Genomic DNA, 25,586 nt, shown 5'->3' with positions numbered 1-25,586 from the left:
ATTGCAATATGCCCTTTGCCGTTTTCGCGTCTGCAAAGCCGCATGACACAAGGGCTTTTGCCCGTCTATTTGTCCATGCTGGCGGGCGTTTTCCGCGTCCTTTTGCCGGGGCAATAGGGACACTCTTTGAAAACGCAAAACTCATATTTCCACCCGGGGCGGTAGAAACGGCAAGTGCCGCAATCTTCATCATCTCCGGCACAACCGGATTGATAGCGGTCAAATCCCGGCTTCTGCTGCATGAGCAGTTCAAATGCCCGCTGCTTGCCTTTTATGAAATACATTCCGGCTGTACCTCCTTTCCTGCGGGCATAAAAAAACGGCGTTACTTTCTCCCCAAAAGGGGTTAAGGTAACGCCGCTTGTGTGCGTATTCAGTTTTTAACACATTCCCTGTCTATCCGCTGTCCGCAAAACCATTGATTTTATTAGCTTTTTGCCGCTATCGCTATCACACCTCATTATTTAACCGACCTGGGTTCCAGGAAATGTTAGCCGATATTGAAGCCGGATATGTCAACATGGTTGTCGTAAAAGATATGTCCCGCTTCGGCCGCGATTACCTTCAGGTTGGAATGTACACGGAAGTGCTGTTCCCTGAGAAGGATATACACTTCGTTGCTATCAACGACGGGGTAGACAGCGAGAAGGGCGATAATGATTTCACCCCTCTGCGAAACCTTTTCAATGAATGGTATGCCCGTGACACCAGCAAGAAGATCCGTGCGGTGGTAAAAGCCAAAGGAATGTCCGGGAAACGCCTTTCCCATCTCCCGCCTTATGGTTATATTATGGGGGATGAAGGAAATTGGGTGATTGACGAAGAAACCGGCCCTGTTGTAAAAGAGATTTTTGCGTTATGTCTGTCAGGTTTAGGCCCGACAAAGATTGCGAATATTCTCACTGCCAGAAATATTCCTACCCCCGGTACAATTAACTACCGGCGATATGGGAATAAGCAAGGCTACTGCCCGCAGGCTCCTTGTAAATGGGTTTATCAGACCGTCAGCAACATTCTGGAAAGAGTCGAGTATCTGGGGCATACGGTCAATTTTAAGACTACTAAGAAGTCGTACAAGAGCAAGAAGGTCATTATCAATGGCGATGACAAACGGATGGTTTTCAAGAACACACATCCTGCCCTGATTGATCAGGACACATTCGACCGTGTTCAGGCTATTCGTAAGGGTAAATGCCGACACACCAAAATTGGCTCTGTTGGACTGTTCTCTGGTCTGCTGTTCTGTGCAGACTGCGGCTCGAAAATGTACCATCATCGCGGGTCTGGCATTAAGGAGAGCTATGAATATTACACTTGTGCTGGCTATAGCAAACGGGTAAATCCCTGCACTACTCATCACATCAGCGTGAAAAACCTGAAGAAGCTGGTAACCGATGATCTTCGCAGGGTAACACATTTTGCTGCCGAGAATGAGCGAGAATTTGTTACGATGTTGGTATCCTGCTCTATGCGAGAGCAGAAGCGGGCATTGGCAGAAATGCAGCGGGAACTGGAAAGCAGCCAGAACCGATATGACGAACTGGACAACATTATCCAACACCTTTATGAAGATAAGATAAAAGGACAGTTGACGGATGAACGCTTTGCAAAGTTGTCAGCCGGTTACGAAGCAGAGCAAAAAGGTCTGGAAGGGACTATCAAGGAGCTTTCTGAACAGATCACCCAAAAGACAGATAAGACCATCAACATTGACCGCTTTATGAAGCTGGTTAAGAAACACACCTCTTTTGAGGAACTGACACCAACTCTGCTCAATACCTTCATCGAAAAAATTCTTGTTCACGAAGTAGAAATTGATGCCGAGGGTAAAAAACATCAGGAAATTGAAATCGTCTACAATTTCATAGGCAGCGTGGAACTGCCGGAAGAAGCGACTCACGAAGAAGCATCTAAGCCCGTTGAATTGCCGAAACGTGAGAGCCGAAGAAGTAAAAAGTCGGCGTGAAATACCGCCGACTTACATTCCACCCTTAGGGTGTCCCTATCACTACTATACTTTTCTTTAATTGTATCAGCGAAAGCAACTTTTTGAAACATGGAAATTGTGAACACGAAGAGAAATAGGTGGGATATGCCCCAACAAGCAAAATATCTGGCCGATATAGCATAAGAGCAGGAAGTCGAATCCCATCCATAAGAAAACCGCCGGGCAGAAGGAAAATCCCTCTGCCCGGCGGCGCTGCGCTTGTTACACGAAATCAGCGTACTGTTTAGGTATGTACGCTGTACTGGGCCTTTGCCAAGTCCTCGGCGCCATGCAGGATGATGCCGCCGCAGATCCCTCTGCCATAAGGCGTGTATTCTTCAAAGAAGAAGCTGTACGGCAGCCCGTCATCATAAATGACGATCTTTTCTGTGCCGCGCCACTGAAAATGCCGCCCCAGGACTCGTCCCAGCTTGCGCCGGAGAACGGGCCTCCGGGCAACCTCATGGAGATTTTTCCGGCTGTGGAACTCATAACGAGGCATGAGCATTTCCGGGACGGAAAGGTGGTGCCACTCTGCGCCATCCATATCCTCGCCATTTTCCACAAAGACATGGAACGGCTCATAGGGTAGCCGAATATTCTCCTGCCAGCCGTGTACTTTACCGGCGCCGATCTCCTGAAGCCAGGTGAACCGGATCTCCAGCATCTTCATGTCACCTGGCCTCTGCGTCAGCCGCAGGACGGCAAAGGAACCGCAGTCACCGGAAATCAGCCGGTTTTGTGGCCGTTGCTCCAGCTGCTGGAGTTCGCTTCTCAAAATGGAAAAACTGTAGGGGGATTTTCGGGTCCAGGATACAGTCCGAATATCCAACATTTCCTTATTGCATCGTAATTTTACCAGAGTACGGTCATTCATAAAATTCATCCTCCTTCTGCGGCGCTGCTGTGCGCATCGCCGCGTGTTCTACGAGGAAAACAGCCCCCGTATATTGCTCTTTGTGGGAAGTCACCGCGGCGCCTCCCATTGAATCCAGATACTGCTGTCCGTTTTTGGATTTTGAGATATACACATAGAACTGGCTGCCAACATACTGATCGCGGTCATAGCAGCCCAGATAGCGCCGCGCCAGCACAGCGATGGCGCCGATGGCCGCCGCTTTCTGCGTCACCAGGGAAACGGCCAGCTTCATTGCGGTTTTCACTTCTTCATCGTTCAATCTGGAAGTATAGATGCGCTCCAAAAACAGAACCAGCATTTCGTCAGCAGCGCGCTTTTTATCCGCCGACTGCACTTGAGCCAGATCAGCAAAAGAAAAATTAAAGTCCGCAGGTCGTTGAAACGCCCCTTTTGTCAGCCGGATGCAGGCGCGGCCCACAATGTCTTCACCTTTCCGAATCAAGATCATCTTCTTGTTGGAATCGAAGTCTGCCAGCAGGCAGTCCCTCTGGTTTCCCGTCCAGCAGGAGAGGCAGGTGCTGTGGGGCAGTTCGCCTAACTGCATCGTAAAGTAGAAATCATCCGCTTCTTCCGCAGAGAACGGCCCCCTATCCAGCGTGAGATTGCGTTTCCATGCTGCCTCCTGCACCTCGCTGATGGGATAGCGAATCTCCCTCTGCAGGTCATCGGCAAAATATTTCAACGCATAGAATTGGCCCATCAGTTCGGCCTGTACGATCCTTCTCAGGGCCTCGATAGCCTTATCGTCACCCTGCAGGTAGCCGTACAGAGCACGCACCATCGCACTGCCGCCGCGCAGCAGGAAATTGGTGACCGGCTCCCTGTGCTGCTCCACAAATTCATCGGTAATGGAAAACCTTTCTTTCAGGTCAAGCCAGTCCCGATCCATCGTCAAAACAGCGGCACGAACCTGCGTCCAGTTTTTCTGTCCGGCAATCACCGCCCCGTTGTTGAGCGCAAAGATCGCGTCCGCCTCGGACTGCATCTCCGGGATAAATACCCGCAGCTGCTCATATTTCCGCAGAAGCCACATGGCCGTCCTCCTGGTCAGGCCGCGGATGTGTCCAAAAGCGCCTCGATACCACTCACTGAACGGCTTTTCCAGCAGACACCGGGCAAGCTGTTCCAGTTCCTGGTCTTCCATGTGGTGGCTGACCAGCCCATGCTTCAATAGCTGGCGCAAAGTGAGCAGCCGTCTGTCCACGGAAAGGGGCGTCAGCATGGCGTAGAGCCGGACATAGATTTCATCCTGCTGCCACAGCAGCCACATCTCTTCAAAGGTGTACTGCCTGCCGTCTTCCAGCAGGTCAAAATGGCTGCTGCCGCGTTCTACTGTATCGCACGCCTGCAGGTTCCTGGCTGTGAGGCTGTTGAGGTTGCAGTGTTCACAGAACTTATCCTCAAACAGCAGCGCATACCGTCCCAGCGAAAGGAACAGCTCGCTGTGCTCACTCACCAGATCCAGAAAATGCTTCTTCCCATGCCGCACTGCATAAGTGAGGATAGGGAATTGATGGCGCCGGATAGAGCTGAAATCCAGATGGAGCCTCCCGGAGTACAGGGCGTTGAGATAGCTCAGGTCATTTCGCAGGATCTCCTGCCGCTGTCCTTTGTCCAGCGGCGCTGTGTGCGAGATAAACCAGTTAAGGTCATACTGCCCCGCATGATTTTCCAGCCACCGCTCAAAAAAGGCATCGAGGTCTTCGGTATCATATTCAAAGGCGGCCAGCAGGCGGCGGAATTTCATCACATCGGCCGTCTCTACCCAGCAAAGGTCTTTGAGCCGTGCCGCGTTCAGATCAAGCGCCACCCCCTGCCGGTAGAGCAGTGTCAGGACCCGCTGAAGAGGCTGGTTCTGTTCCAGCAGCTCCAGCGCCTCGCGCGTATTGTTGTTCCAGTTGAACAGGTACGGGCCGAGAAACGGCTGCCGCATCATGTTCTTCTGTGCGTCCGTCAATGCGGATAATTCCTCCCGTTCTGTGGCCGGGAAGGCATTGATGTTGTCAATGATGGCCTCTCCTTCTTCCTCATACTTGATAAACGGCAGGTAGAATTTCATGTAATAAAATCGCAGGGACAAAGGGATATCCGTTCCCGCTGCCGCCAGCACTTGTTCTTTGGGATACTGCGTCAACTGCTCATCGCAGGTTATAGCCGACTGGAGCATACTTGTGATCGACCGGTCATCCACCCCATCATTGCACAGCGCATGGTAGAGCGCCGCAAATTCCGGCGTCCGTACAAGTTCCTTCTGAATTTGCGCATTGTCATTGCCGGTGCGGAGCCTGTTCTGTAATTGAAAAGACTCCACCCGCTCGCAGGTCTGGTCCAGGGCATCCTCCGGGAATTTTCCCGTCAATCCCAATTTCAGGCCGCTGCTCTCCATGCGGGCGAGCAGGGCTAAATGTTTCAATGTGTTTGTCATGCTGCTTCACCTCCTACGATGGTTTGCACCATTGTCAATATCTCTCTGCGCGGCCGAGGCTCATACATCACAAGACTTCCGCACAGCTCAAAAAATTTCCACATTTCCGCCGCCTCAAGGGTCTGAGCGCAGCCTGCCGGCCATTCCAGCAATTTTTCATAGACCATACCCAGCGCAGCTTTCCTGATCTCACCAAAATGATATCCGTGCATGAACTGGATCAGGGATTCCGCGCTGCCATTATAGCAACTTGCCAGTTTCTCCTGACATTTCATGACCTGCTGCTGCCACTGGCGTTCCTTTTCCTGTTCTTCCTGTTCGGCGGTGGCTTTTCGGTCGGCCTCCATTTCTTCCTTGGAATAGAACCGCTCCTTTAACTGATTTACTTCGTAGCCACCGCAGGCATCGTGTGTCAGAAGCTGCCGCAGCACAGACGCCAGCAGCGGTTTGTCATAGATGCGCTGGATCACCGGGGCCTTCAGGGCACAGAGGACAAACGAATCATAGTATTCCGGCTCTGTCTGAAAGAGCGAGGCATCGATCCAGTCATAAAGCTGGCGGTGCTGCTCCGCTGTCAAGAATGGCCGGACCATAGAGAATGATTGGACTTTTTTGTTATAATAGCTTTCCTTCTTGACAAACTTCTGGTGGAAATAAAAGTTATCTCCGAAAATTTCCTGTAGCTGGGAGAAAGTGTACTGGCTGAACAGCTTTTGCGCGAACCGAAAGCACCGCCAGCTGGAGATTTTCAGCGCATATTCCTCTAAAAGCTCCAGAGGATGGGCACGAGCCCCGTCCCCCTTGTGCTGCTCAAAAAACTGCCACAAATTGATCTCCTTTCGCTCCACCAGCAAAACAAAGCTGCGAAGCGTAAGCCAATGGCGCTTGTTAAAATACTCAATATACTCCACACCAGTCAGGGCCTGATACCGCGTAAGCCAGCGCCGCAGCGGGATCGCCGCACGGGAACGGAGCATCTGCATGGTAAACAGTTCCGCATATTCCTCATTACTCAGCTCGTTTGCCAGAATGTCGTATCGCGGGTCGAAGACATCGAAGCGATAAGGGAACTGTCTTTTAATTGTTTGATTCATCCAGAGGATAGTCTGGGGGGCTGTGGGTGCAAGCCCCGTCTGGATGGCTGCCCAGAGATCCTGATATCCCTCGTACCTGACCTCAAATTTCTTGTAAACCTGGAACAGCCAGCTGATGTACGCATAGATCTCTTCCGGCTGTCCATCCGGGCCGTTCAGCAGCATTCGGACGCAGGCCACCGCGATCTTTTCCGCCACAATGCCTTTGGATGAGAGCCGGTCCGGTATCCGGTCGGCCCACACCGCCAGGGAATTTGCCATTGTGATCTCTTCCATGCTGTACCCGGCAGTATGCAAAACCGAAAATTCCCGGCTGTCCGGCTTCATGTTCATGTAGGGCAGCTTCATCAGCGTCCGCAATACCAGATCGTTTTTTCCCCGATAGCGTTTTGCCTCTTCAGCGTAGAAACGGATGAACCATTCCAGCACGCCGAAATCCCGTGCCATAGAAATCGTCCTTTCTGGTCCAAACAGCCGCGTCAGCTGCGGCCGCATGGCCTGATAGCCGGTCTCCGGATCATTAAACAGGGAGAGCACAAACAGAGCCTCCTCCGTCCTGGCGTATTCCCTGGCGGCCAGTTCATCCAGCCGCGTGCGGCGCCGGAAAGCGTCGGTTTCCAGCAGATAGAGCGCACCTTGCAGGTAAACATCCGTCCCGGCGGTCCTGCGAAGTTTTTGAATAAAATCGTTCCGCTGATTGCCCACAAACATTGTGTCGGCCTGGCATCGGCGGGTGTAGCCCAGGGCCAGCGCCAGCGCGCGCAGGATGCGTATGTCTGTCCCCAGTTTTTCCTCGAAGCGTTCCAGCACTTCGCCGGGATAGCGCAGGCTGTAAGCTTCAAAATAGCTGGAAACATTCTGATCTTCCTGCCAGATTTGTCTCGCTTCCAGCTGACGGTAAAGGATTCTCGCCTCACCGTCCTGGGCTGTCTGTACGACCAATTCAGAAAAGGCGTGATACAGCGTAAGATCTATGTCCTTCTGGAAGGTGCTGTATGCAGGTATAATTTCTTGGGTCACAATATTTCCCTCCTTTTCACTGCGGCCAATGCCCGCCGGTAGAATAGTTCCATTCAATCGTCCCATCTTCGTAAATTTGCGGTCCGTGCGCAGTCAGGCTCCAGCCGTCGGACAGCCTTGTGAAATAGGCTACCGTTTCCCACGGGCGGCTGCTCTCTACAACGCCGGTGCAGCGGTATTGCCTGTCATTGCGGTTGGTGTAAACGCGATTGACAACAGGGATGAAATACTTTCTTTCCATATGGTGTTCCTCCATAAAAATATAGGGAGAGGGCGCAGATCGCCCTCTCCCCATTGTCAAACTCTGATGACCCGGCGTGTTAAGCCACACCGGCCATGCAGAAAAATTCTTCCGGCGTCAGCACCGGGATACCCAGTTCCCGCGCCTTGGACAGCTTGCTGCCGGCTTTCTCGCCGCAGACCAGATAATCGGTCTTGCGGGTCACCGAACTGCCGGCCACTGCCCCCAATGAGGCGATCAGGCTGTTCATCTCGTTGCGGGTGTAAGGCTCGACCTTTCCCGTGACCACAATGGTCTTTCCGGAAAAAGAATTGTCCCTGTTGATAGTCTGGTTGTTGGCCTCCACCGGTTTCTGAATGTTCATCATCAGCTGCAATTCCTCCCAAATACAGAAATTTTCTTCCTCGTTGAACCATTCCTGAATGTTGTTGTGCAGCGTCTCCCCAAAGTCCGGGAGCTGCCGGAAGTCATAGCCTCCATAGACGGCATCCCGGAATTCATCCAGACTGCCGTGAAATTCCCGGCAAAGTGCTCTGCTGGCGGTATTGCCAATCATCGGGATGTCCATAGCGATAACATACCGCTCGAATGTCGTGCTGCGGCTCTGCTGGATGGCGTCCCAAAGACGCTGCCAGGATTTTTCGCCAAAGCCTTCCATTCGGATGATCTCGTCCCTATGCTGGTCCAGGCGGTAAATGTCCAGATAGCTGTGAATCCAGCCGCGGCCAATCAGCTTTTCCAGCGTTCCTTCCGACAGTCCCTCAATGTTCATGGCCTTTTTGCTCACAAAATGGACGAATTGTTTAAGGCGCCGGGTCTCGCAGGCGGCGTTGTCGCAGAACAGGGTCTTGATGACCCGTTCCTCACCGTTTTCACCGCGGCCACTGGTTTCGTGGATTCTGGTCGGCTCTCCGCAGCAGGGGCACTGGTGCGGGATCACGGCATCCATAGAAAAATTGCCCCGGTCCAGGTTTTCCTCCACATGGGGAATGATCATGTTTCGTTTGCTCACCAGGATACGGCAGCCCGGCGCCAATTCCAGATCCTCAATGAAGGACAGGTTGTGCAGGCTGGCTCTGGACACTTCGCATCCGTCGATCTCCACCGGCTCAAAAATGGCAACCGGGGCAATCTCGCCGGTGCGGCCGGGCGTCCATTCAATCGTCTGGAGCTTTGTCTGGAACAAATCATCCTCAAATTTGAAGGCAAGGCCGTCCTTGTAGTGATGGCCCGTGCGCCCGCAGCTTTTGGACAGCGCGATGTCGTTGTAAGTAATAACGATACCGTCGATGGGAATATCAGCGTCCGCCGCATACTCCTTGAGCTGACGGATACCGTCCTCGGTTTCCTTCTGCGTCAAAGGGCGCTTGGTGACCATGTACTTGCAGGGCAGAAAGCCCAGCGGCCGCAGCGCCTTGAGGCGCTCCGACTTGCGAGGCAATTCCTCCATGCCCTCCAGCACATTGAACGGCATGAACATCAGTCGCCGTCCCAGACAGGTCCCGGCGTCAAACAGGCGCACTGAGCCGGCCGCCAGATTGCGGCCGTTCTTGTAGGGTTTCCCATCGCTGTCCACCAGAGTGGTCTTCAGCTGTTCAAAATCGCTGGGGCGGATGAACGCCTCGCCGGTGACCACCAGGCGGTCTTCATATTGGATATTCTCGGGGATGCCGCCAATAGCGCGGGTGTTGTGGGTCACGATTTCGCCCACATCACCGTCGCCCCGGGTAGCTGCCTCCACCAATTTGCCCCCTTCATAGGTCAGCTTGATGGTAAGGCCGTCCAACTTGAGCATGAACATCACCTGATGCTCTCCCATAAAGCGGCACAAATCCTCCGCATTCTTCACTTTATCCAGAGACAGCAGCGGAATCGAGTGATTTGTTTTTTCCAGTTTGCTGACCGCCGGGTATCCCACGGTATTGGTGGGCGAATTTGACATCTGGACGCCCGTTGCACTTTCCAGGTCCTGCAGCTCCTCAAACAATCGGTCATAGACCGCATCGCTGACGCTGGGGCTGTTGAGATTGTAATACTCATTCCGGTAGCGGTTGAGCCGGTCGTTCAGCTCCCGCTGCTTCATTAACAAATTCTGGTCCATCAGGCCGCCTCCTTTTCTAAAACGCGAAAGGCCATAATCAGTGCCTCCGCCGTATGTTTGCCGTAAGTATAAGAACTGCATACGCCGTCCTCAAATTCCCATGTGCCGGCCGGCCCCCACCAAATGAGGGAACCGCGCCCGTCATTTGCCGCATTGATCCGGGGATCAGGCGGGGTCAGTATCTTGGTGTAGAAGCCCTGGGTGTTGACCCATGTGACTTCCCGCAGCTGCCCGATACAGGAAGGGCGGCAATGGCCGGTGACTTCCAGACGAATACCAGGCCGAAGAGCGCGTTTGAGCTGGTTCAGGTTTTTAATCATGCCGCACCATCCTTTCCCTGTCCGGGGCATACCGGCCAAAATTCAGTTCCCGGATGATGTGCTGGATCGCCTCATCATCATCCCATTTTGTGGAGAAGACGGCCCGTTCCGGCCCTTCTCTCACATGAACGCTTACCTCGCTGCCATAAATCTGCATCAGCACATCAGGGCGCTGGGCGCAGACCACAGCCAAATTGCCAAGCTGTTTCATTTTCTCTCCTTTCACGCCGCATAGAGCCAGACCACAAGCGGCCGGCTCAAATCGGCAACCACATAATTTTTCCGCACATGAACTGGGCGGAAATGTTCGTCAAACTCACATTGCGTACTCTGTTCGATACGCCCGCCGGTCTGGGCCAGATGCTCCCGATAGAGGCGCAGGATATCCAGTCGTGCCTCTGGAGTATCGCTCTCCCTGCACCAAAGGCTGGGGCAATACACATACCTGTGCGGTTCGTCTTTGAGAAAAAAGCCATAGGTTTTGTAGTAATGGCATTTTCGCGCCCGTTCCCGCTCGATGCGTTTTACATAGGCCATGCCGGCTTTGCCGCCTTGGGTCAGGCAGAGATAGCCCATCTTCTGACGCTGTTCGTCTGACAATGGGATCTGCTCCATTTTCTGTCCCGGCAGCCCTTTAAAAGCACGGAAACTCTCAGGCGCATATCTGTAACCGCGTATCTCATACTCAAATCCTTTTTTCCCCATCAGGGACCTCCATTCTATAAAAGTGGGCCGGACGCCCCAAAGGACGCCCGGCCATTGAACCTGTCTCACGCGGCGGCAGGTAACGCCTGCGGCTGCATGACTTCCGTATTTTCCATTAAGTCGGCCAGCAGCACATCTGCCAGCAGACGGCCAGCCAGATGCCCGGTGTGGATAATCACACGGTCTTTTCGCATCTGGATAAATTCCTCTTTCCGCAGCTCACGGCTCCGTTCGGCCAGCTTCAGGTCGCGGCCGGTAAGGCGGGCCGCAATGACCTTCTGCCATTTGATCAGGAATTCTGTTGCCTGTTCAATATCTTCATACTGCCGATCAAACAAAGTGCGCTTCTGACGAACTGTTCCATCTGGTTCAATCTCCAGAGTATAGTAGGGATCGTTAGGTTCCTCCGTCCGGCGCAGGAACATGATGAAGCTTTCCCGGCGTTCCATGCGGTCATAGTACCGCTCGCCGGCGCCATCATTGCCGACACAGTGATGAAGCATCCGCCCCTCCTTGATGATTTCAAAGATGTCTTGGGGCGCAAGCACCGTGTAGTCGTCATCGCTGTAGGCATATTTTTCCTGCAGTTCCACACAGATGGCATTGACATGGGGATATTTCGCCGCCATTTTCGACGCCTGCTCTTCCAGGCTCCCGGCTTCACTCTGAAGGACCAGTTCATCGTGCCGCTGGCGCAGTTTGCGCACACGGTAGACGATCTCATCGCTGGTGTCATAGTGCAGCCGTTCCGCCATAGCAAGATAGTCCTGCCAGGTGGTCAGCGCCTGCTGGCAGCTGCCATCAAAATACTCTTTTTGCCGCTCCAGATAATTTTTGATCTGCACCAGGCTCATTCGGTCTGCGATAAACACCAGATCCTTGGCGCTGATCTGTTCCTTTTTGCTCCAGCGCAGCATGTCGTCCGTAATACGCTGTCCGGTCCGCTTCTCAAGCTGCAGCCAGGCCAAAGTTTCTGTGTCTCCATCCATCTGACGCAGGCGGCGGAATTTTGAGGCATCCAGGCCCAGAGCGCGGATCAGCCCGGGCTCACTGGGGTTCAGCACCAGCTTCCGCACGTTGTCGCAGTTATGGAAACACTCCTTTGTCAGCCGCTGCAGTCCAGCCTTCCAGATCTGCTCCATCTGGGGAAGCCTTTTCCAGACTGCCAGGTATTTTTCGGGATCAGTGATCGGATGGCTTCGTATCCACTCGGCCAAGCCGGTTTGACGAAGTTCTTTTTTCTCCAGGCTGGGCAAAGTCTTTCCATATACCCGGCCGGATTGATCACCATAATAAGCATAATAGCAGGGGCTTCCCGCGATCCAGCGTGTTTCCCGCTGGCAGTACATCCCCCAGTAATAGGAACGGATTTCGCCGGTGCGGTCATAAATCGAACGCCGGAACTCATGCCAATAGGGCTCGCTGTGCGGCAGGGTATCCTTTCGGTAGGTCCTGTCCGCCCGGAATTCCCGAACGACAAATCCATCCCTGCACCGCTGGACCAGATAAGCATAATACTTATCTGTTTGAAAATAGCCTGCGCGCCCCAAAGCCTTGAACACCACAGGATGGCGGCAGCGGATACAGCGTCCCTCTTTGTTGTGGTAGGGATGCCCGGAAATGGGCACCTCCTTCCCGCAGAAAGTGCAGTAACCGGTTTTGGCTCCGCCGCGCTTGTAATGGTAAAATATAAAATTTTCCCGCACGGCCACCTTGTCGGCCCACCGCTTCCAATCTTTTGGCAATTTCGGCACCTGCGCCAGATCCTTGTCCCATGGGTCAGTGATCCGTTTGTGGCGCCGTTCCAGCTGTTCGTCCCTCACATTCCTCTGAAAGTCGAGAATGCCGAGATCGCCACCGCGCTCGCCGGAAAAATAGTCTTGAACCAAGGCCGCATCTTCCTCGCTGACCCAGCAGGTAGCGTAGTAGTTCCTGCCAGGCCATTCCAAACGGTCCAGTTTTGCATCCCGCCACTTTTTCTCCAAGTGATCGTAGGTCAAAAACTGGCGGTTTTCCTTGTCGATAAATACCTCATAAGCAGGATTATTACCATCCAGCCGCAGATGATCCGGCAGAAAAAAGGCGGCTTTCAGAACGCCATCCTGCACCAGACAGTTCATAAACGCGAAATAGGTGCGGGTAGTATAGGTGTGGCCATAATAAGTCGTCTCCTTTTTTGGCTCATCCGCTATCGCCACTTCTTTCATCTCCTGCGATGCCGTCAGCGCCGGCATCGCTTGAAGCATGGATTTCTTCAAATTAACTCACCATCCTTTTCTCAAGATCCACCCCATACCAGACATTGGGCAGAAGTGTCTTTCCATCAATGGTAGCCACCACGATCTGCTGGATGCAGCCGGTGGCCGGGTCTTCCTTGGCAAACGCCAACACATCGCCTTTCCGGCGGCCCTTGGCTATGGGATCAGCGCCGCGGACGGCCGCATAACCGTCACACGCCTCTGCCTGGTCTTTCCGCACATGGCTGTTCCATTCCCGCTTGGGATGGTCTGCCATAAAAGCGAGGCCATGGAGAAGCAGTTCCTCTTTCGTCAGCCGTTTGAGGACCGTCAGCTCAGTGCAGGAGATTTTGGAATCTACCTCGTCCTCGTCAATGTCCCCGCCGGCATTGACGATATAATATTCCGAATGGTCGATATCTCCGTAATAGTTCAGGCAATCCAGCGGGTTCTCCGCACAGTGGAAGCCATTTTGCCGGCAGTTGGCCTTATCAGTCACATTGAGGCCCATCTGAAACTGGTAATCAATGCAGATCATGCCGGGACGAAACCCTTTATATGCAATCATGCTCTGCCTCCTCAGCCTGCTTTTGCCATGCCAAAATCCATCAGAGACATCTGCCCGTCAGCAGAAGGCTTTTTCTCCGGCGCCGGCTTAGGCTCCGGCTTTTTCTTCTCAGCAGGTTTTTTCTCGGTTTTCTTTTTCTTGGAGGACTTCACGGAAGACTTGCCATAGTAGGGGCGGGGGACAAATTTTTCTTCCTGCTCCTGGTCCTCTTTGGCGTCCGGATCGCGGAAATAGTCCTCCGACCACTGATAGCACAGGTCATCCGGAATATCGCAGCCATACCCCTGGCTGCCCTGGCCCGGCTGGATGCCGTTTGCTTTCAATTCGTCCTGGATGTACTCCCATGCCTTGCGGCTGATGTATTGGAAACAATGGACCATCGTTTTCTTCGGGTGCATGGTGAGACGGGCAAATGCCGGGTCTTCCAGGCACTTGGTCTGGATATACTCCGACACGCACTCCTTCATATTGCGCCGGGTCAGCTTTTCCACATCGCCGCTGACCCGCTGCATGGAGGCAGCCACCACCTCATCGTCACTCATGGCGGCCAAGCGGTCCATCTGTTCCTGCAGGGCCTTCTTCTTTTCCGCCTGTTTCGCCTCCCACTCAGCCTTCCGTTTGGCTTCGGCGGCCTCATGCTCGGCACGTCGCTGTTCCTCGTCAGCGTCCGCATTGGAGGTATCGGCCTTGGCAGGCTCCGCCTGCCCCTCATCGGCATTGTCCCCGTCATCGGTTTCTTCAGCGGGGGGCCCTGCCTCGTCAGGCTGTCCCTGCTTTTCCGGGACCTCGCTCAAATCTTCATCGTCCTCAAAAGCAGGCTGCGGCGCCGGCTCTGCGGCAGGCGGTACGGGCTGACGGTCAGCCGGCGGCACCGGCAGCTCGTCAAAGTTCTCCCCGTCCTCAAAAGCGCACTCGCGGGTGAGCGAGGCGGCAGACGGTTTGCGGCCTTCCTGCATATCCAGCGACATTTCCGAAAAATATCCCATAATAAACTCCTTTCCGTTGACAAAAATGGCATGGATCAGGATAAAACCTGTTCCATGCCATCGTTTACCTGTGTCACAGCACATAGAGTAGTGTGCTGAAGCTGTCGAAACAGTAACATATCACATTGGGATACTGCTCCGACCACTTTTTGATCCTGTCCTGCACCTCCTGGGCTTTCCGCTGGGCCGGGCCATTCCACGGCGGCGGGACCGTCACCGTAAAATATCCCTTATCCGTGCGGGGCCGCACATCAGCGTTCAGATGGGCGCATTGCTCCAGAAGCGCCAGAAGTTGCCCTCTCTTCGTCTCATTCACAACAACCATTGAAGCCTCTTTATGTCCCTTCTTTGATGTCCTTTTTGGCAAGCATGGGGGAAAACTTGACCTGCGGAAATTCATGCTCCCCATTGACATAGTAGTAGATCCTTCGTGGAGAATGGTCCAGTTCTACCACATCAGAGAGCGCCATTGGCCGCCCGTGGCAGCCCTCCGGCAGTTCCTCCCGGCAGTCAGCAAACAGGCGCTTCAAAATCTCTGCGTCGCTCTGTTCCACCGGGCAGTAGACTTCGCCAGACCCGGCCATGCGGTACATGGCGGCGGGCGGCTGTTCATAGCCGGCCTTTTGCAGCGCCGCAAGTTCCTTGAAAGCAAATGGGATCGCTTTTTGCTCGTCCAGTTCCAACTGATAGAGCACAAATCTCTGTTTCCGCCGCTGGGGTTCCAGCAGGGTGCCGAGGGCATCCCTGCCTTGCCGCAGGAAGGTTTCATGTTCCTCTCTGGTCAAACCAAGATACTCCGTCAGGCAGGTTTTGTTTTCAGCCAAGTGCTGCCATAGTTCGATGCAGTCCTCAATATGCGCCAGTTCACACAAACCGCGGAGGTACTGCGCCTTAAAACTAAGTCTATCGATCTCCTTTCTCCGTTGATTTTCCCGGCGAAGTGCCAGCTGCCAATCGTCAAATCCCTTATAGTTGGGATTCCAGGTCAGCCTCCGGCAGTTCATGCCATACTTCCGGGCCGTCAGATAAATTTTCGACGCCCCGGCCATCGTCATTTGATTGTTGTACTTGTCCATATCGTGGGCTTCAATGATTTCCTCCGTGCCGTTCTGCGCCAAAAGGGCAAACAACGGGTCCAGCGGGCTGGTGTTGTTGGCCCCGGCAATCGCGGCAAAGGTGCGCCCGGTCAGACAATGGGAAATATCTGCTTTCAGCAGCCCCTCGATCACATAGACCACCCGGGCGGATGGGTCACCGATCAGATGTACCGGGCTGCCGGAGCCTGTCCCGTCTGTCTTTGAGGAAGAGGAAAACCAGATGTACTTGGCCCCCGGTTTCTCCGGCGGGTCATCCTTGTGTTTCAGCGGCACATCCAGCATGATCTGGAATCCCTGCAGCCGCCCGTCAAAGCCTACGGCGGGGATCAGAATGCCGGAGGTCTTCTTATAAAATGCCATTGTCCAATGGCCGCTGTCGTCCCGGTAAAATCCGGGTACGCCCTGCACCCTGCAGCCCTGCCTGATCAGCCGGTCCGTGATAGAGCGGCATAAGAAGGGCGGCGGGGTACTCTTAAAGCCCAGCGCCTCGATTTGTTCATCAGACAGCCCACGCTTTGGTGAGCGCAGATGTTCCCGATGTGCCGGCCGCAGCGTAAGCTGGGCCAGCAGTAGGGATAGCGTCTGGTGGATCTCGGCCGGGCTGGCTTTGTCCGACTGCGGCACAGTTTTTCGCTCGGAAGAAGAATGACCTGCAGCGGCCGCCCGGGCCCCCGAAGATGGGGACCCGGTGCTGACCGGCTGCTGTTGGGCTTCATTCCCGGAGCGTGCGTGTTCCTCGTGGGTATTGTCACACAGAGCTTCTGCAATTTCCCAATAAGCGTCAGAGGTCGTCGTGTGATTCAATTTTGCATATAGCGCCAGCATTCCGCCATGTTCGTCGCAGTGATTGCACCGCCAGACATTTTTGACGAAATTGACATTCATCCGCCCGCGGCGGTCGCCGCAGAACGGGCAGTCCACATAGACGCTGTTTGCCTGCTGGCGCCTGACCCGCAGGTGCAGCAGTTCCACAACTTCCATGATACCGAAGGGAAATTCATCCGGGTACGAGCCCATCTGTCATTCCTCCCTTCATGCCCTCGCCGGCGGCCATATCAGCCGGCCTTTTGAAGCGAATCCAAAACCAGCTGTGCGGCCGCGCGGACCATGTTGTTCTTGCTCTTGCCCGGGATCAGGTAGTACCGCAGATTGACAGGCCGCTTCTCAGCCACCTGGGCAATCGTCATGCCCTTGCAGATGCCATCGTCTACGATGACCTGCTGGGCCTGTTCCAGCGTCATGACCTGCAGAATATCCTCCATAGGCGTGTCCTTCGTGTAAGAGGGGGTATCCACCGCAGTATCCGCCGCCCCGGCAGCGTCATCTTCGGGCTGCATAGGCTCGGCGGCAGGTTCGGATTCCTCCGTGTGCTGGACCGGCAGCTCCGTTACATTGCCGCGGACAGGCAATTCATGCGACTGTTCGCTCTCAGCCACCGGCTGCTCTGTCTTTGGCGAAGGCCCAACCGGGAGCGTATCGAATGTCCTCTCAGGCTCTACCGGCAGGTGCTGCTCCACCGCTTCCGAAGCAGTGCTTTCCTTCGACGGGGCCGTTGTCACGGTTGCCGCCTTTTCGGCCTCAAACGCCCTCTGCGGCGTTTTGATGGGGCTGGCAGGGGATTTCACCTCAGCAGGCGTATCGCCCTTCTGCGGGGCGCTGTGGGGCTTCTGCGGCGGTGTCGTGCGTGCCGTCGGCCCGGCAGGCGGTTCTGCGGCCTTTTTGACAGCCGCTCCGGAGCTTTTCTCCATCAGTTCAGCCTGGGCGCCGGCGCTGATCAGCTGGATGCCAAAACCGGCGTCCGTAAGGGCCTGACTCAGCGCCTCATTCTGGGCGGCTTTTACGAAATCGCGGCTGTCCTGAGTAGTCTGCTGGGCCGTGCTCATACTGAACGGCTCCGCGTCACTGCGGTCCAGAAACACCTTGGCCTCAAAAATCGCCATTTGCTCTGTGATCCGCAGCGCCGTCAGACTCATACGGCCATTGGGATGGGCCATGCGGAACCAGAGTTTCTGATAAGGCAGATCCAGCTTCAAGGTGTCCTTGGTGCGGCGGAGGAACTTGAGCGGGTCAAAGCCCGGCACCTTGTTCAGTTCAGAGGCCGCAGGCACAGCTTCGTACATCGTTTTCGCATTGTTTTCGTTCATGTTATATACTCCTTCCTGTGTAATAAATAGGAGACGCCGGGCAATTTTCTGCACCTTGCGCCTCTTTTTTAACCAGCGTATTTCAGTTCTTCTTCCAGAGCTGCCGGGACCGGGATTCCGGCCCGCTTGGCATAGGCCTTATAGTACATACCGATGCGCGTGCCCAGAAGCGTATTCCGCTTGACGATTTCATTCCGGTGGATCGCCATAAACAGCACCTGCTTTTGGCCGATCAGCACCACGCGCTTTTTGGCTCGGGTGATGCCGGTATAGAGCAGGTTGCGGTAGAGCATGACGGTGTGCGCTTTCAAAAGCGGCATGATGACCGTTTCATACTCAGAGCCCATTGCCTTGTGGATGGTGGTGGCGTAGGCAAGGTCCAGATTGACCATATCCTCTACGCTGTATTCCAGTTCTCGGCCCACACCGAAGTCCAGACCGATACGCTTGCCATCTTCATCGTCTTTGATATAGCGGATAAATCCCAGGTCGCCGTTGGACACCTTGGCGGTGTTTTTGGTCTGCATGATCCGGTCGTTTACCCGGAACACTTTGACGCCGATTTTGATTTCTTCCTCGGCAGAGCGGAACGGGTTGACCACCTCGCGGATGGCCTCGTTGAGTTGTTCCGCCGACGCGGCGCCTTCCGAACGGAAGGGGGACAAAATCTGCACCCGGTCAATGCCGCTTTCCGCGATTTCCCGGCAGTAACGGGCGATGATCCGCTCCGCGGCCTCTGCCTGGTTATCGCTTGCCATAAATACAAAGTCCGGCCCAAAGTACAGCTTGGTGTTGCCCTCGTTGATAAACTTGGCGTTATAAGCAATCAGGCTGTCCTTGGACTGGCGGAAGATCTGGTCCAGTACCGTGACGGGAATCAGGCCGCAGTCGATCAGTTCGCGGAACACATTCCCGGCGCCCACGCTGGGGAGCTGATCGGGGTCGCCCACAAGAACGACACGGGCCCCATCCTTGATGCGGGAAAAAAATTTGTCTGCCAGCCACATATCCACCATAGAAAACTCGTCCACGATGATCAGGTCCGCCGACAACGGCTCCTGCTGTCTGCTGCGGTTGGCGTCATCTTCTTCACTGCCAAGGCCCAGGCCGCTGTGGAGCGTCCGCGCCTTGTCAAAGCCAGTGCTTTCCGCCATGCGACGGCTGGCACGGCCGGTCGGTGCCATCAGAACGATTTCACCTTTCGGGTGCAGGCGGCGGTAGACTTCCAAAATGGTCTTGAGCACCGTTGTCTTGCCGGTGCCGGGAGAACCTGTGATAATGGACAGGCTGTGGCGGTAAGCCGCGTAGACCGCTGCCTCCTGTTTGGAAGACAGCACAAGCCCCATTTCACGCTTGACCTGCTCCAGCGCCTGCTCAATGCGCTCCGGCGCAGACGGCTCTATTAGCCGCATGGCAATACGCCGGGCCGTTTCATCTTCCTGTGCGAATGTGCGGGGCAGGTAGATGTTATCTTTGACGGATACCACCTCGCCATGAAGAATCATGTCCTGAAGCACATCCGCGACCTCCTGTTCATGAAGCCGGAGAGACGGGACGGGGATTTTTGCGTTGAGAAGCCGAAGAGCCTCCTTCCGCAAAGCTTCACCAGGCAGGAACAAATGTCCTTTGCCGCCCTTGCTGTCCTCCAGCGCCCAGAACAGTGCGCCTTTGACCCGCATGGGGTCATGCAGGTCGCCGCCGTTTTTCTGAACGATGGCATCTACCCGGAGAAATCCAAAACCGGACACCTGGCAAAGTTCAAAGGGACTCTTTTTCAAGATGTCCACGCTGGCGGGTCCAAAGTGCTGGTAGATCTTCAGAGCCGTTTTCGGCGTGATCTTGAATGGGGAGAGCAGCGTCATCAGGTCTTGGAGCATCCGGCTCTCCGCATACGAGGTTTTGATGTCCTCCAGCTTGCTTTCCGTAATGCCCTTGACCTCCAGCAGCCGCTCGGGATGGTTTTGCAGAATATCCAGCGTTTCCACGCCAAACCGGGAGACGATCTGCGCGGCAGTCGCCGGCCCGATGCCTTTGATGAGGCCGGAGGCCAGATAGCCTTCCACGCCGTCCTTGGTCTTGGGAACGATCTCACGCCACTGTTCCACCTGAAGCTGCACACCATATTTGCCCTTTGTCCATTCGCCGTCCAGTTCCAGCTCTACCGCGTCCGTGCGGGGCAGTTCATAGCCCGTCGCAACAAAGCGGATCAGATGATCTCTGTACCGGCGGGTGGAACGAGCCTCCTGGGGCACCTCCTTATCAGCGGTTTTTACGCTGATGATGCAGAACCTGTTTACGGGGTTGTGGTAGATCGTCCCGTCATAAGTTCCTCTATGGATCACTTCTTTTTCCCTCCTTTTATGCCGCCTCGCCGTCACACTTGACTACGAACCGGCGTGACACTGAGACAGTCACATATTGTTCGTAAATGTCCGGGTGGTCCAGCTTCAACCGTTTCAGATTATCCTTGTCGATACCAGGGGTTCGTATCGGATTGTAAGTGACGGTATAGTTCACCCCATCCTGCTGGCAAATGGCTTTGCAGCTTTTCCCCATTTTGGCAATGATGGCAGCCTTCAGCCGCTTCATATCTTCCTCAATCTTCTTGTTGCCGGCTTCTGCGCCTTTTTTCTGCTCCTGAAGCTGGAGAAAACGCATCAGCTTGGCCGTCAGAGACAAATCGAGTGTCACAGCGGGGGCCTCCTTGTCAGCGGGGCCGGTGTACCGGCGCACGCTCTCGATCACGAGGTCTCCATCCTCGGTGTAAGGCGGCGGTGTTCTGGTAAGCACATGGTTTTCCCAGAAATCCTGTTCCAGAAAAATCATCTCATCCTCATAGGCCAGATCCCTCTGCATATCACGGATAATACTTTCCTGCTCGTTGTTGCCATACAGGCAGCAGAAGAAACAGCGGTCCACATCCATGACAGCCATGTAATGCCGCCCCTGGGACTCATAGTAGGCCGGAATGGTTTCCTCACCATCCAGCCACCAGTTGTCTTTGGCGTTGTAGTTTGTGGTCTTGATCTCCAGAATAGCGGTGGTGCCGTCCGGCAGTTCTACAAAGTAGTCCACATCCGCCAGCATCCAGGGATACTTCGGGTGCTGGAACATCTTTTTGATCTGATAGACCTTGTAGCCGGTCCGGTGCTGGAAGATCTTCGCCACCAGCGGTTCCAACAGGTGTCCCATCTCCAGGGCCACCCAGTTGTCCTCATGGTCCTCGACCACGGCAATGTTCAGCTTGTCATAAAACAGATCCCGGGCCGTCCGCCACGGTGAAATGCCCAGCAGAGCTGCAACATCGCTGCCTCCAATACCTTTCCGGCGGTAGGCAAGCCATTCTTCTTCGGACAAGCCTGCCGTATCCACCAGCACCAGGGGCTGATGCCGCTCTTTGACAGCCACACTGCCTACCGGCATACTCAACACCCCCTCCGCGTTCTACGGGGAATGACGGGTGCCCGAATCACCGGGCAATGCTTCTGTGCGGTTTGGTTCAGCTTCTGGTACTGCCGCCAGCTCGCCACCGGTTTCCTCTTACTCGTCAGAGACTCCTGACTCCGCTTTTTTACATTCATGTTCATACCTGCCTTTCTGTAATTGTGGTATATCCTCAAAGCCGTTTCCGGCATTTGGGCAGAAAAAAAGCGAGGGTGACAAAGGGCGTAACGCCTGATGTCCATAGCTGCCTATGAACCAAAGTCATCCTCGCTGACGGGAGCAAAAGTCCCGGAAAAATAAAAAAGCCAGTAATATACCGGCCCAGAGGGGCGCAGTAATACTACTGGCACAAGTACAATCTTGACTGCGTGTGCAATGCAGATTTTTCAATCCGCGGTACAGAAACTAAGTCTGTATCCCACAAGGGGAAAACGCACAAAAATCAATTACAGAAACAGTGTAGCACAATATCTTGCGTTAGTCAAGAAATATCATCTATATATAGTATCTTTCTGCCACTGAAAATGGCTCGCTCAAAAAAACTCATCAAAAGGCACAGGATTTGCAGAAATTTGGCCGCCATCTCCTATATATAGGGCGTACAGACATGGCATGGGATTCCGTAGCCGGTCTGCACGCTCTTTTTGTACCTTGACAAGCCCCATAACCTTTTCCATTGGAGTTATACAGGGATCGCGGACAGTGTGCGATGACCACATGGAGCCCGCCCACGATTGAAATACCGCACAGCGGGCCCTGGCAATACGCGGCGGAACGCCCCGGCGCAGGAAATGGCCTTTGGAAGAGACACTACACTTCCCGATGAATTTGAATGACTTCATTGTTTTTGTTGAAAACCTTCTTCTACAAACAGTAAAGGATATATGTAATTGCAAATAAAGGAGGGCAATTATGGAAAAAAGAAAACCCAATGACCTTTCACCGGATCAGTGCTTGGCGGTCGATACGGAATCGCTTTGCAAACTGCTCGACTGCGGGCGGCACACGGCCGTCCAGATCGGCGACCTGGCCCACGCCCGCATTACCATGAATTCTCGTGTCCTTTGGAGCGTTCAGCGCGTGAAGGAATATTTGTACGAGATCTCATGCTAACAGAACCTTGCCCATTCCGGGCACAGCAACACACAAAACATCGGGAGGTATCAGCCTATGCCAAAAGTTAGAAAAGACAACAAAGGCCGCAACCTGCGGCCAGGAGAAACACAACGCTCAGACGGCAGCTATATGTTTGTCTATAAGCTGGGTAAGAAGAAAAAGTACATTTATGATTTTGACCTTGCCAGCCTGCGGGCCAAAGAAAAAGTGCTCAACCGTGACAGCGAAGACGGTATTCGCACCCAGGAGGCTATGAAAATCACCCTAAATGATATGTTCAAAGTCCTCATGGATACGAAGATCCAGTTAAAGGCTTCTACACGGGCGAATTACGAATATCTTTGGAGCAACTATGTGAAGGATGAGCCGTTTGCCAACATTCCCCTGCCCAACATCCGAAAGAGCGACATCCTGACATTTTACACGAAGCTTTTGAAAAAAGGCTTTGCGGTCAATTCCTTGGAAAGCATCAATAACCTGATTCACCCCACGCTTGAATTGGCGGTCGATGATGACTACATCCGAAAAAATCCAAGCAAAGGCGTCTACCGCTCTCTCAAAACAGAGGGAGCCGGGGCGCCCCCGAAGAAAAGAATCGCGCTGACCATGACACAGCAGAAGAACTTCCTTCGGTTCATTTCCAAGTCACCGATGTATAGCCACTGGCTGCCTGTCATGGTCGTACTGCTCGGTACGGGAATGCGTGTTGCGGAATGTACCGGCTTAACTAAAAATGATGTGGACCTGGAGAACAACACCATCTCTGTCAATCACAACTTGATCTATCGCGTGATTGATGGGAAAGCAGGTTTTCATATCACCACCCCTAAAACAGCCAGCGGCACCCGCACCATCCCTATCCTGTATCCGCAGGTTGCTGAACAGCTCCGCACATTGATTGAAGTCATGGACACACTCTATCCGGAAGACCTTGTGATGAATGGGTATCACGGTTTCCTTTTTAGGAATCGGGAAGGTTACTTTCTCAGTGCCCATAATATCAATCGGGCCATCCAGCGTATCTCCATCGCCTACAACGCCGAAGAAATGGATCAGGCTGAACTGGAAGATCGTGAGCCGGAACTGCTGCCGCATTTTAGCGTACATAACATGAGACACACATTCTGCACGCGGCTCTGTGAAAGCACCAACGACATCAAGTTTATCCAGCAAGTGATGGGCCACGCTGATTTTTCCACAACTATGGATATTTACACGCATATTACGCAAGAAAACATGAGGGAAAAAGCAGAGGCAATCAAGGGTAATTTGGTGCTAATGTGAAAATTGCAAAAAAGGGCAAATCCGCATAAAAAACACGGATTTGCCCTTCATTTTGGCCCGTCTGATGCCGTCTGATTTCAAGCAAAAGTTGTAGAAAAGTTGTAGTTGTAAGCCCTTTTTGCTACATCTTGTGCCGTCCGGTTTCGTCAGACACTATATATTGTGGAATTTTAGTCCAAGGGCTTCATCGTCGGGAACAGCAAAACATCGCGGATGGCCGCGGAATCCGTAAGCAGCATACACATCCGGTCGATTCCGAAACCGATTCCGCCGGTGGGCGGCATACCGATCTCCAGGGCATTTAAGAAGTCCTCGTCGGTGTGGTTCGCCTCCTCGTCGCCCTGAGCCAGCAGCTCCTCCTGGGCGCGGAAACGCTCTCTCTGGTCGATGGGATCGTTTAACTCGGAGTAGGCGTTTGCCATCTCCCAGCCATTCATAAAGAACTCGAAACGCTCCACGTACTCCGGATTTTCCGGTTTTTTCTTCGTCAGGGGAGAAATCTCCACCGGGTGATCCATGATAAAGGTGGGCTGCACCAGGTGCTCCTCCACGAACTCCTCGAAGAACAGGTTCAGGATGTCGCCCTTCTTGTGACGCTCCTCAAACTGGATGTGTTTCTCCTTTGCAGCCGCGCGGGCCTCCTCCAGGCTGTGAATCTCGTTAAAGTCCACGCCGGAGTATTTCTTAACCGCGTCTACCATGGTCATCCGGGCAAAGGGCTGTCCCAGATCCATCTCGATGCCGTTGTAAACGATGGTGGTGGTTCCCAGAACCTCCTTGGCCACGTAACGATACAGATTCTCCGTCAAATCCATCATGCCGTGGTAATCGGTGTAGGCCTGGTAAAGCTCCATCAGAGTAAACTCCGGATTGTGACGGGTGTCTACGCCCTCGTTCCGGAACACGCGGCCGATCTCGTAAACACGCTCCAGGCCACCTACGATCAGCCTCTTTAAGTAGAGCTCCAGAGAAATCCGCAGCTTAAAATCCTCGTCCAGAGCGTTGGAATGGGTCACAAAGGGTCTGGCCGCGGCGCCTCCGGCGTTTGCCACCAGCATGGGAGTCTCCACCTCAATAAAGCCCTCTCCCGCCAGATAACGGCGGATGGCCGCCAGGATCTTGGAACGCTTGATAAAGGTGTCCTTCACGTCCTCGTTCATGATCAGATCCACGTATCTCTGGCGGTAGCGGGTATCCGTATCCGTCAGGCCGTGGAACTTCTCCGGCAGCACCTGCAGGCTCTTAGAAAGCAGGGTGACCTCCTCCGCGTGAATGGAGATCTCTCCGGTCTTGGTCTTAAACACCGTGCCCCGCACGCCTACAATGTCGCCGATGTCCATTTTCTTGAAATCCTTATAAGGCTCCTCGCCTACGCTGTCTCTCGCCACGTAAACCTGGATTCTTCCCTTCAGATCCTGAAGGTTGCAGAAGGACGCCTTGCCCATCACCCGCTTAAACATCATGCGGCCCGCAACGGCTACTTCCTTTCCTTCCAGCTCCTCATAGTTCTCCTTCACGTCGCTGCTGTGGGCCGTCACATCGTACTTGGTAATCACAAACGGATCCTTGCCCGCAACCTGCAGCTCTGCCAGCTTGTCCCGGCGGGCCTGCAGCACGTGGTTTAACTCGTCCTGGCTCTTTGCCTGATTCTGCTCTGCCACTGTCTTCACTCCTTTATCTTCCTATATTTAATACAATCTGGTCATTTCTGTCAACATTCAACGTATTATAGCGTAAACGCCGCGTCCTTGTCAAGCGTCTTGGGCGCCGTTCCTGCCCATGTGAAATGTAAAGTTAAATTCTACTCTCACACCCCCGTCTAGCTTTTACCTTTTCACAAATAGCTCTTATCCTTTCACATCTTCCCCATTAGCGGTATACTCATACTATTCTTTCTG

20 protein-coding genes and 1 pseudogene are annotated in these 25,586 nt (G+C 53.8%); 3 read left to right on the top strand and 18 right to left on the bottom strand.

Features of this window, described 5'->3' with window-relative positions:
* Positions 1–65 precede the first annotated feature (65 nt).
* Positions 66–284 carry a hypothetical protein gene (locus B5E84_RS08045; protein ID WP_058118389.1) on the bottom strand — a complete coding sequence of 73 codons (219 nt, stop codon included), beginning with the start codon at positions 282–284 and terminating at the stop codon, positions 66–68.
* A 77-nt stretch (positions 285–361) separates the two neighbouring features.
* On the opposite strand from B5E84_RS08045, the gene B5E84_RS08040 reads away from it, so the two are divergent.
* Positions 362–1,966: a recombinase family protein gene (locus B5E84_RS08040; protein ID WP_242963324.1), complete on the top strand. Its 1,605-nt coding sequence runs from the start codon at positions 362–364 to the stop codon at positions 1,964–1,966.
* A gap of 265 nt (positions 1,967–2,231) precedes the next feature.
* On the opposite strand, the gene B5E84_RS08035 is transcribed toward B5E84_RS08040, so the two are convergent.
* The 16 genes from B5E84_RS08035 to B5E84_RS07960 form a co-directional block, all read right to left on the bottom strand.
* Positions 2,232–2,864 (bottom strand): hypothetical protein, encoded by a 633-nt coding sequence (locus tag B5E84_RS08035; protein WP_087221609.1) that lies wholly within the window; start codon positions 2,862–2,864, stop codon positions 2,232–2,234.
* Entirely contained in the window at positions 2,857–5,331 is a 2,475-nt protein-coding gene (locus B5E84_RS08030) for a hypothetical protein (RefSeq protein ID WP_087221607.1), read from the bottom strand. The genes B5E84_RS08035 and B5E84_RS08030 overlap by 8 nt, the downstream gene beginning before the upstream one ends.
* Entirely contained in the window at positions 5,328–7,445 is a 2,118-nt protein-coding gene (locus tag B5E84_RS08025; RefSeq protein WP_087221605.1) for a hypothetical protein, read from the bottom strand. Before B5E84_RS08025 ends, B5E84_RS08030 begins: the two co-directional genes overlap by 4 nt.
* Positions 7,446–7,461: 16 nt before the next feature.
* A complete protein-coding gene (locus B5E84_RS08020; protein WP_087221603.1) occupies positions 7,462–7,686 on the bottom strand; it encodes a hypothetical protein in 225 nt (74 codons plus the stop codon).
* 79 nt (positions 7,687–7,765) lie between these two features.
* A complete protein-coding gene (gene ligA, locus B5E84_RS08015; RefSeq protein ID WP_087221601.1) occupies positions 7,766–9,787 on the bottom strand; it encodes an NAD-dependent DNA ligase LigA in 2,022 nt (673 codons plus the stop codon).
* Positions 9,787–10,107 carry a hypothetical protein gene (locus B5E84_RS08010; RefSeq protein ID WP_087221599.1) on the bottom strand — a complete coding sequence of 107 codons (321 nt, stop codon included), beginning with the start codon at positions 10,105–10,107 and terminating at the stop codon, positions 9,787–9,789. The genes ligA and B5E84_RS08010 overlap by 1 nt, the downstream gene beginning before the upstream one ends.
* Positions 10,100–10,318, bottom strand: coding sequence for a hypothetical protein (locus B5E84_RS08005; RefSeq protein ID WP_087221597.1), 219 nt, complete (start codon positions 10,316–10,318; stop codon positions 10,100–10,102). The genes B5E84_RS08010 and B5E84_RS08005 overlap by 8 nt, the downstream gene beginning before the upstream one ends.
* A gap of 11 nt (positions 10,319–10,329) precedes the next feature.
* Positions 10,330–10,812, bottom strand: a complete 483-nt coding sequence (locus B5E84_RS08000; RefSeq protein WP_087221595.1) for a hypothetical protein — start codon at positions 10,810–10,812, stop codon at positions 10,330–10,332.
* Positions 10,813–10,877: 65 nt separating this feature from the next.
* Positions 10,878–13,070, bottom strand: coding sequence for a PcfJ domain-containing protein (locus B5E84_RS07995; RefSeq protein WP_087221593.1), 2,193 nt, complete (start codon positions 13,068–13,070; stop codon positions 10,878–10,880).
* A gap of 1 nt (position 13,071) precedes the next feature.
* Positions 13,072–13,617 (bottom strand): DUF7666 domain-containing protein, encoded by a 546-nt coding sequence (locus B5E84_RS07990; protein WP_058963800.1) that lies wholly within the window; start codon positions 13,615–13,617, stop codon positions 13,072–13,074.
* A gap of 11 nt (positions 13,618–13,628) precedes the next feature.
* Positions 13,629–14,603, bottom strand: a complete 975-nt coding sequence (locus B5E84_RS07985; protein WP_058963801.1) for a Cas9 inhibitor AcrIIA9 family protein — start codon at positions 14,601–14,603, stop codon at positions 13,629–13,631.
* 73 nt (positions 14,604–14,676) lie between these two features.
* On the bottom strand, positions 14,677–14,928 hold the full coding sequence (locus tag B5E84_RS07980; protein ID WP_058963802.1) for a hypothetical protein: 252 nt from the start codon (positions 14,926–14,928) through the stop codon (positions 14,677–14,679).
* A gap of 10 nt (positions 14,929–14,938) precedes the next feature.
* Positions 14,939–16,717, bottom strand: coding sequence for a YodL domain-containing protein (locus B5E84_RS07975; RefSeq protein ID WP_087221591.1), 1,779 nt, complete (start codon positions 16,715–16,717; stop codon positions 14,939–14,941).
* A 38-nt stretch (positions 16,718–16,755) separates the two neighbouring features.
* Positions 16,756–17,844, bottom strand: a complete 1,089-nt coding sequence (locus B5E84_RS07970) for a hypothetical protein (RefSeq protein WP_087221589.1) — start codon at positions 17,842–17,844, stop codon at positions 16,756–16,758.
* A 68-nt stretch (positions 17,845–17,912) separates the two neighbouring features.
* A complete protein-coding gene (gene recD2 / locus B5E84_RS07965; protein WP_087221587.1) occupies positions 17,913–20,186 on the bottom strand; it encodes an SF1B family DNA helicase RecD2 in 2,274 nt (757 codons plus the stop codon).
* A gap of 16 nt (positions 20,187–20,202) precedes the next feature.
* On the bottom strand, positions 20,203–21,267 hold the full coding sequence (locus B5E84_RS07960; RefSeq protein WP_087221585.1) for a YqaJ viral recombinase family nuclease: 1,065 nt from the start codon (positions 21,265–21,267) through the stop codon (positions 20,203–20,205).
* Between the two features lie 933 nt (positions 21,268–22,200).
* Between B5E84_RS07960 and B5E84_RS07955 the strand changes: the two genes are divergently transcribed.
* Positions 22,201–22,401, top strand: a complete 201-nt coding sequence (locus B5E84_RS07955) for a hypothetical protein (protein ID WP_006573960.1) — start codon at positions 22,201–22,203, stop codon at positions 22,399–22,401.
* Between the two features lie 57 nt (positions 22,402–22,458).
* Positions 22,459–23,688 carry a site-specific integrase gene (locus B5E84_RS07950; protein WP_087221583.1) on the top strand — a complete coding sequence of 410 codons (1,230 nt, stop codon included), beginning with the start codon at positions 22,459–22,461 and terminating at the stop codon, positions 23,686–23,688.
* 173 nt (positions 23,689–23,861) lie between these two features.
* On the opposite strand, the pseudogene lysS reads toward B5E84_RS07950, so the two are convergent.
* Positions 23,862–25,349 (bottom strand): annotated as a pseudogene (gene lysS / locus B5E84_RS07945) (lysine--tRNA ligase); the annotation flags it as partial.
* Positions 25,350–25,586 lie beyond the last annotated feature (237 nt).

The organism is Lachnoclostridium sp. An14, assembly GCF_002160755.1.
Lineage (GTDB): Bacteria > Bacillota > Clostridia > Lachnospirales > Lachnospiraceae > Lachnoclostridium_A.
Note: the sequence above shows the minus strand (reverse complement) of the source record. Positions and strands in the feature narration are given on the sequence as shown.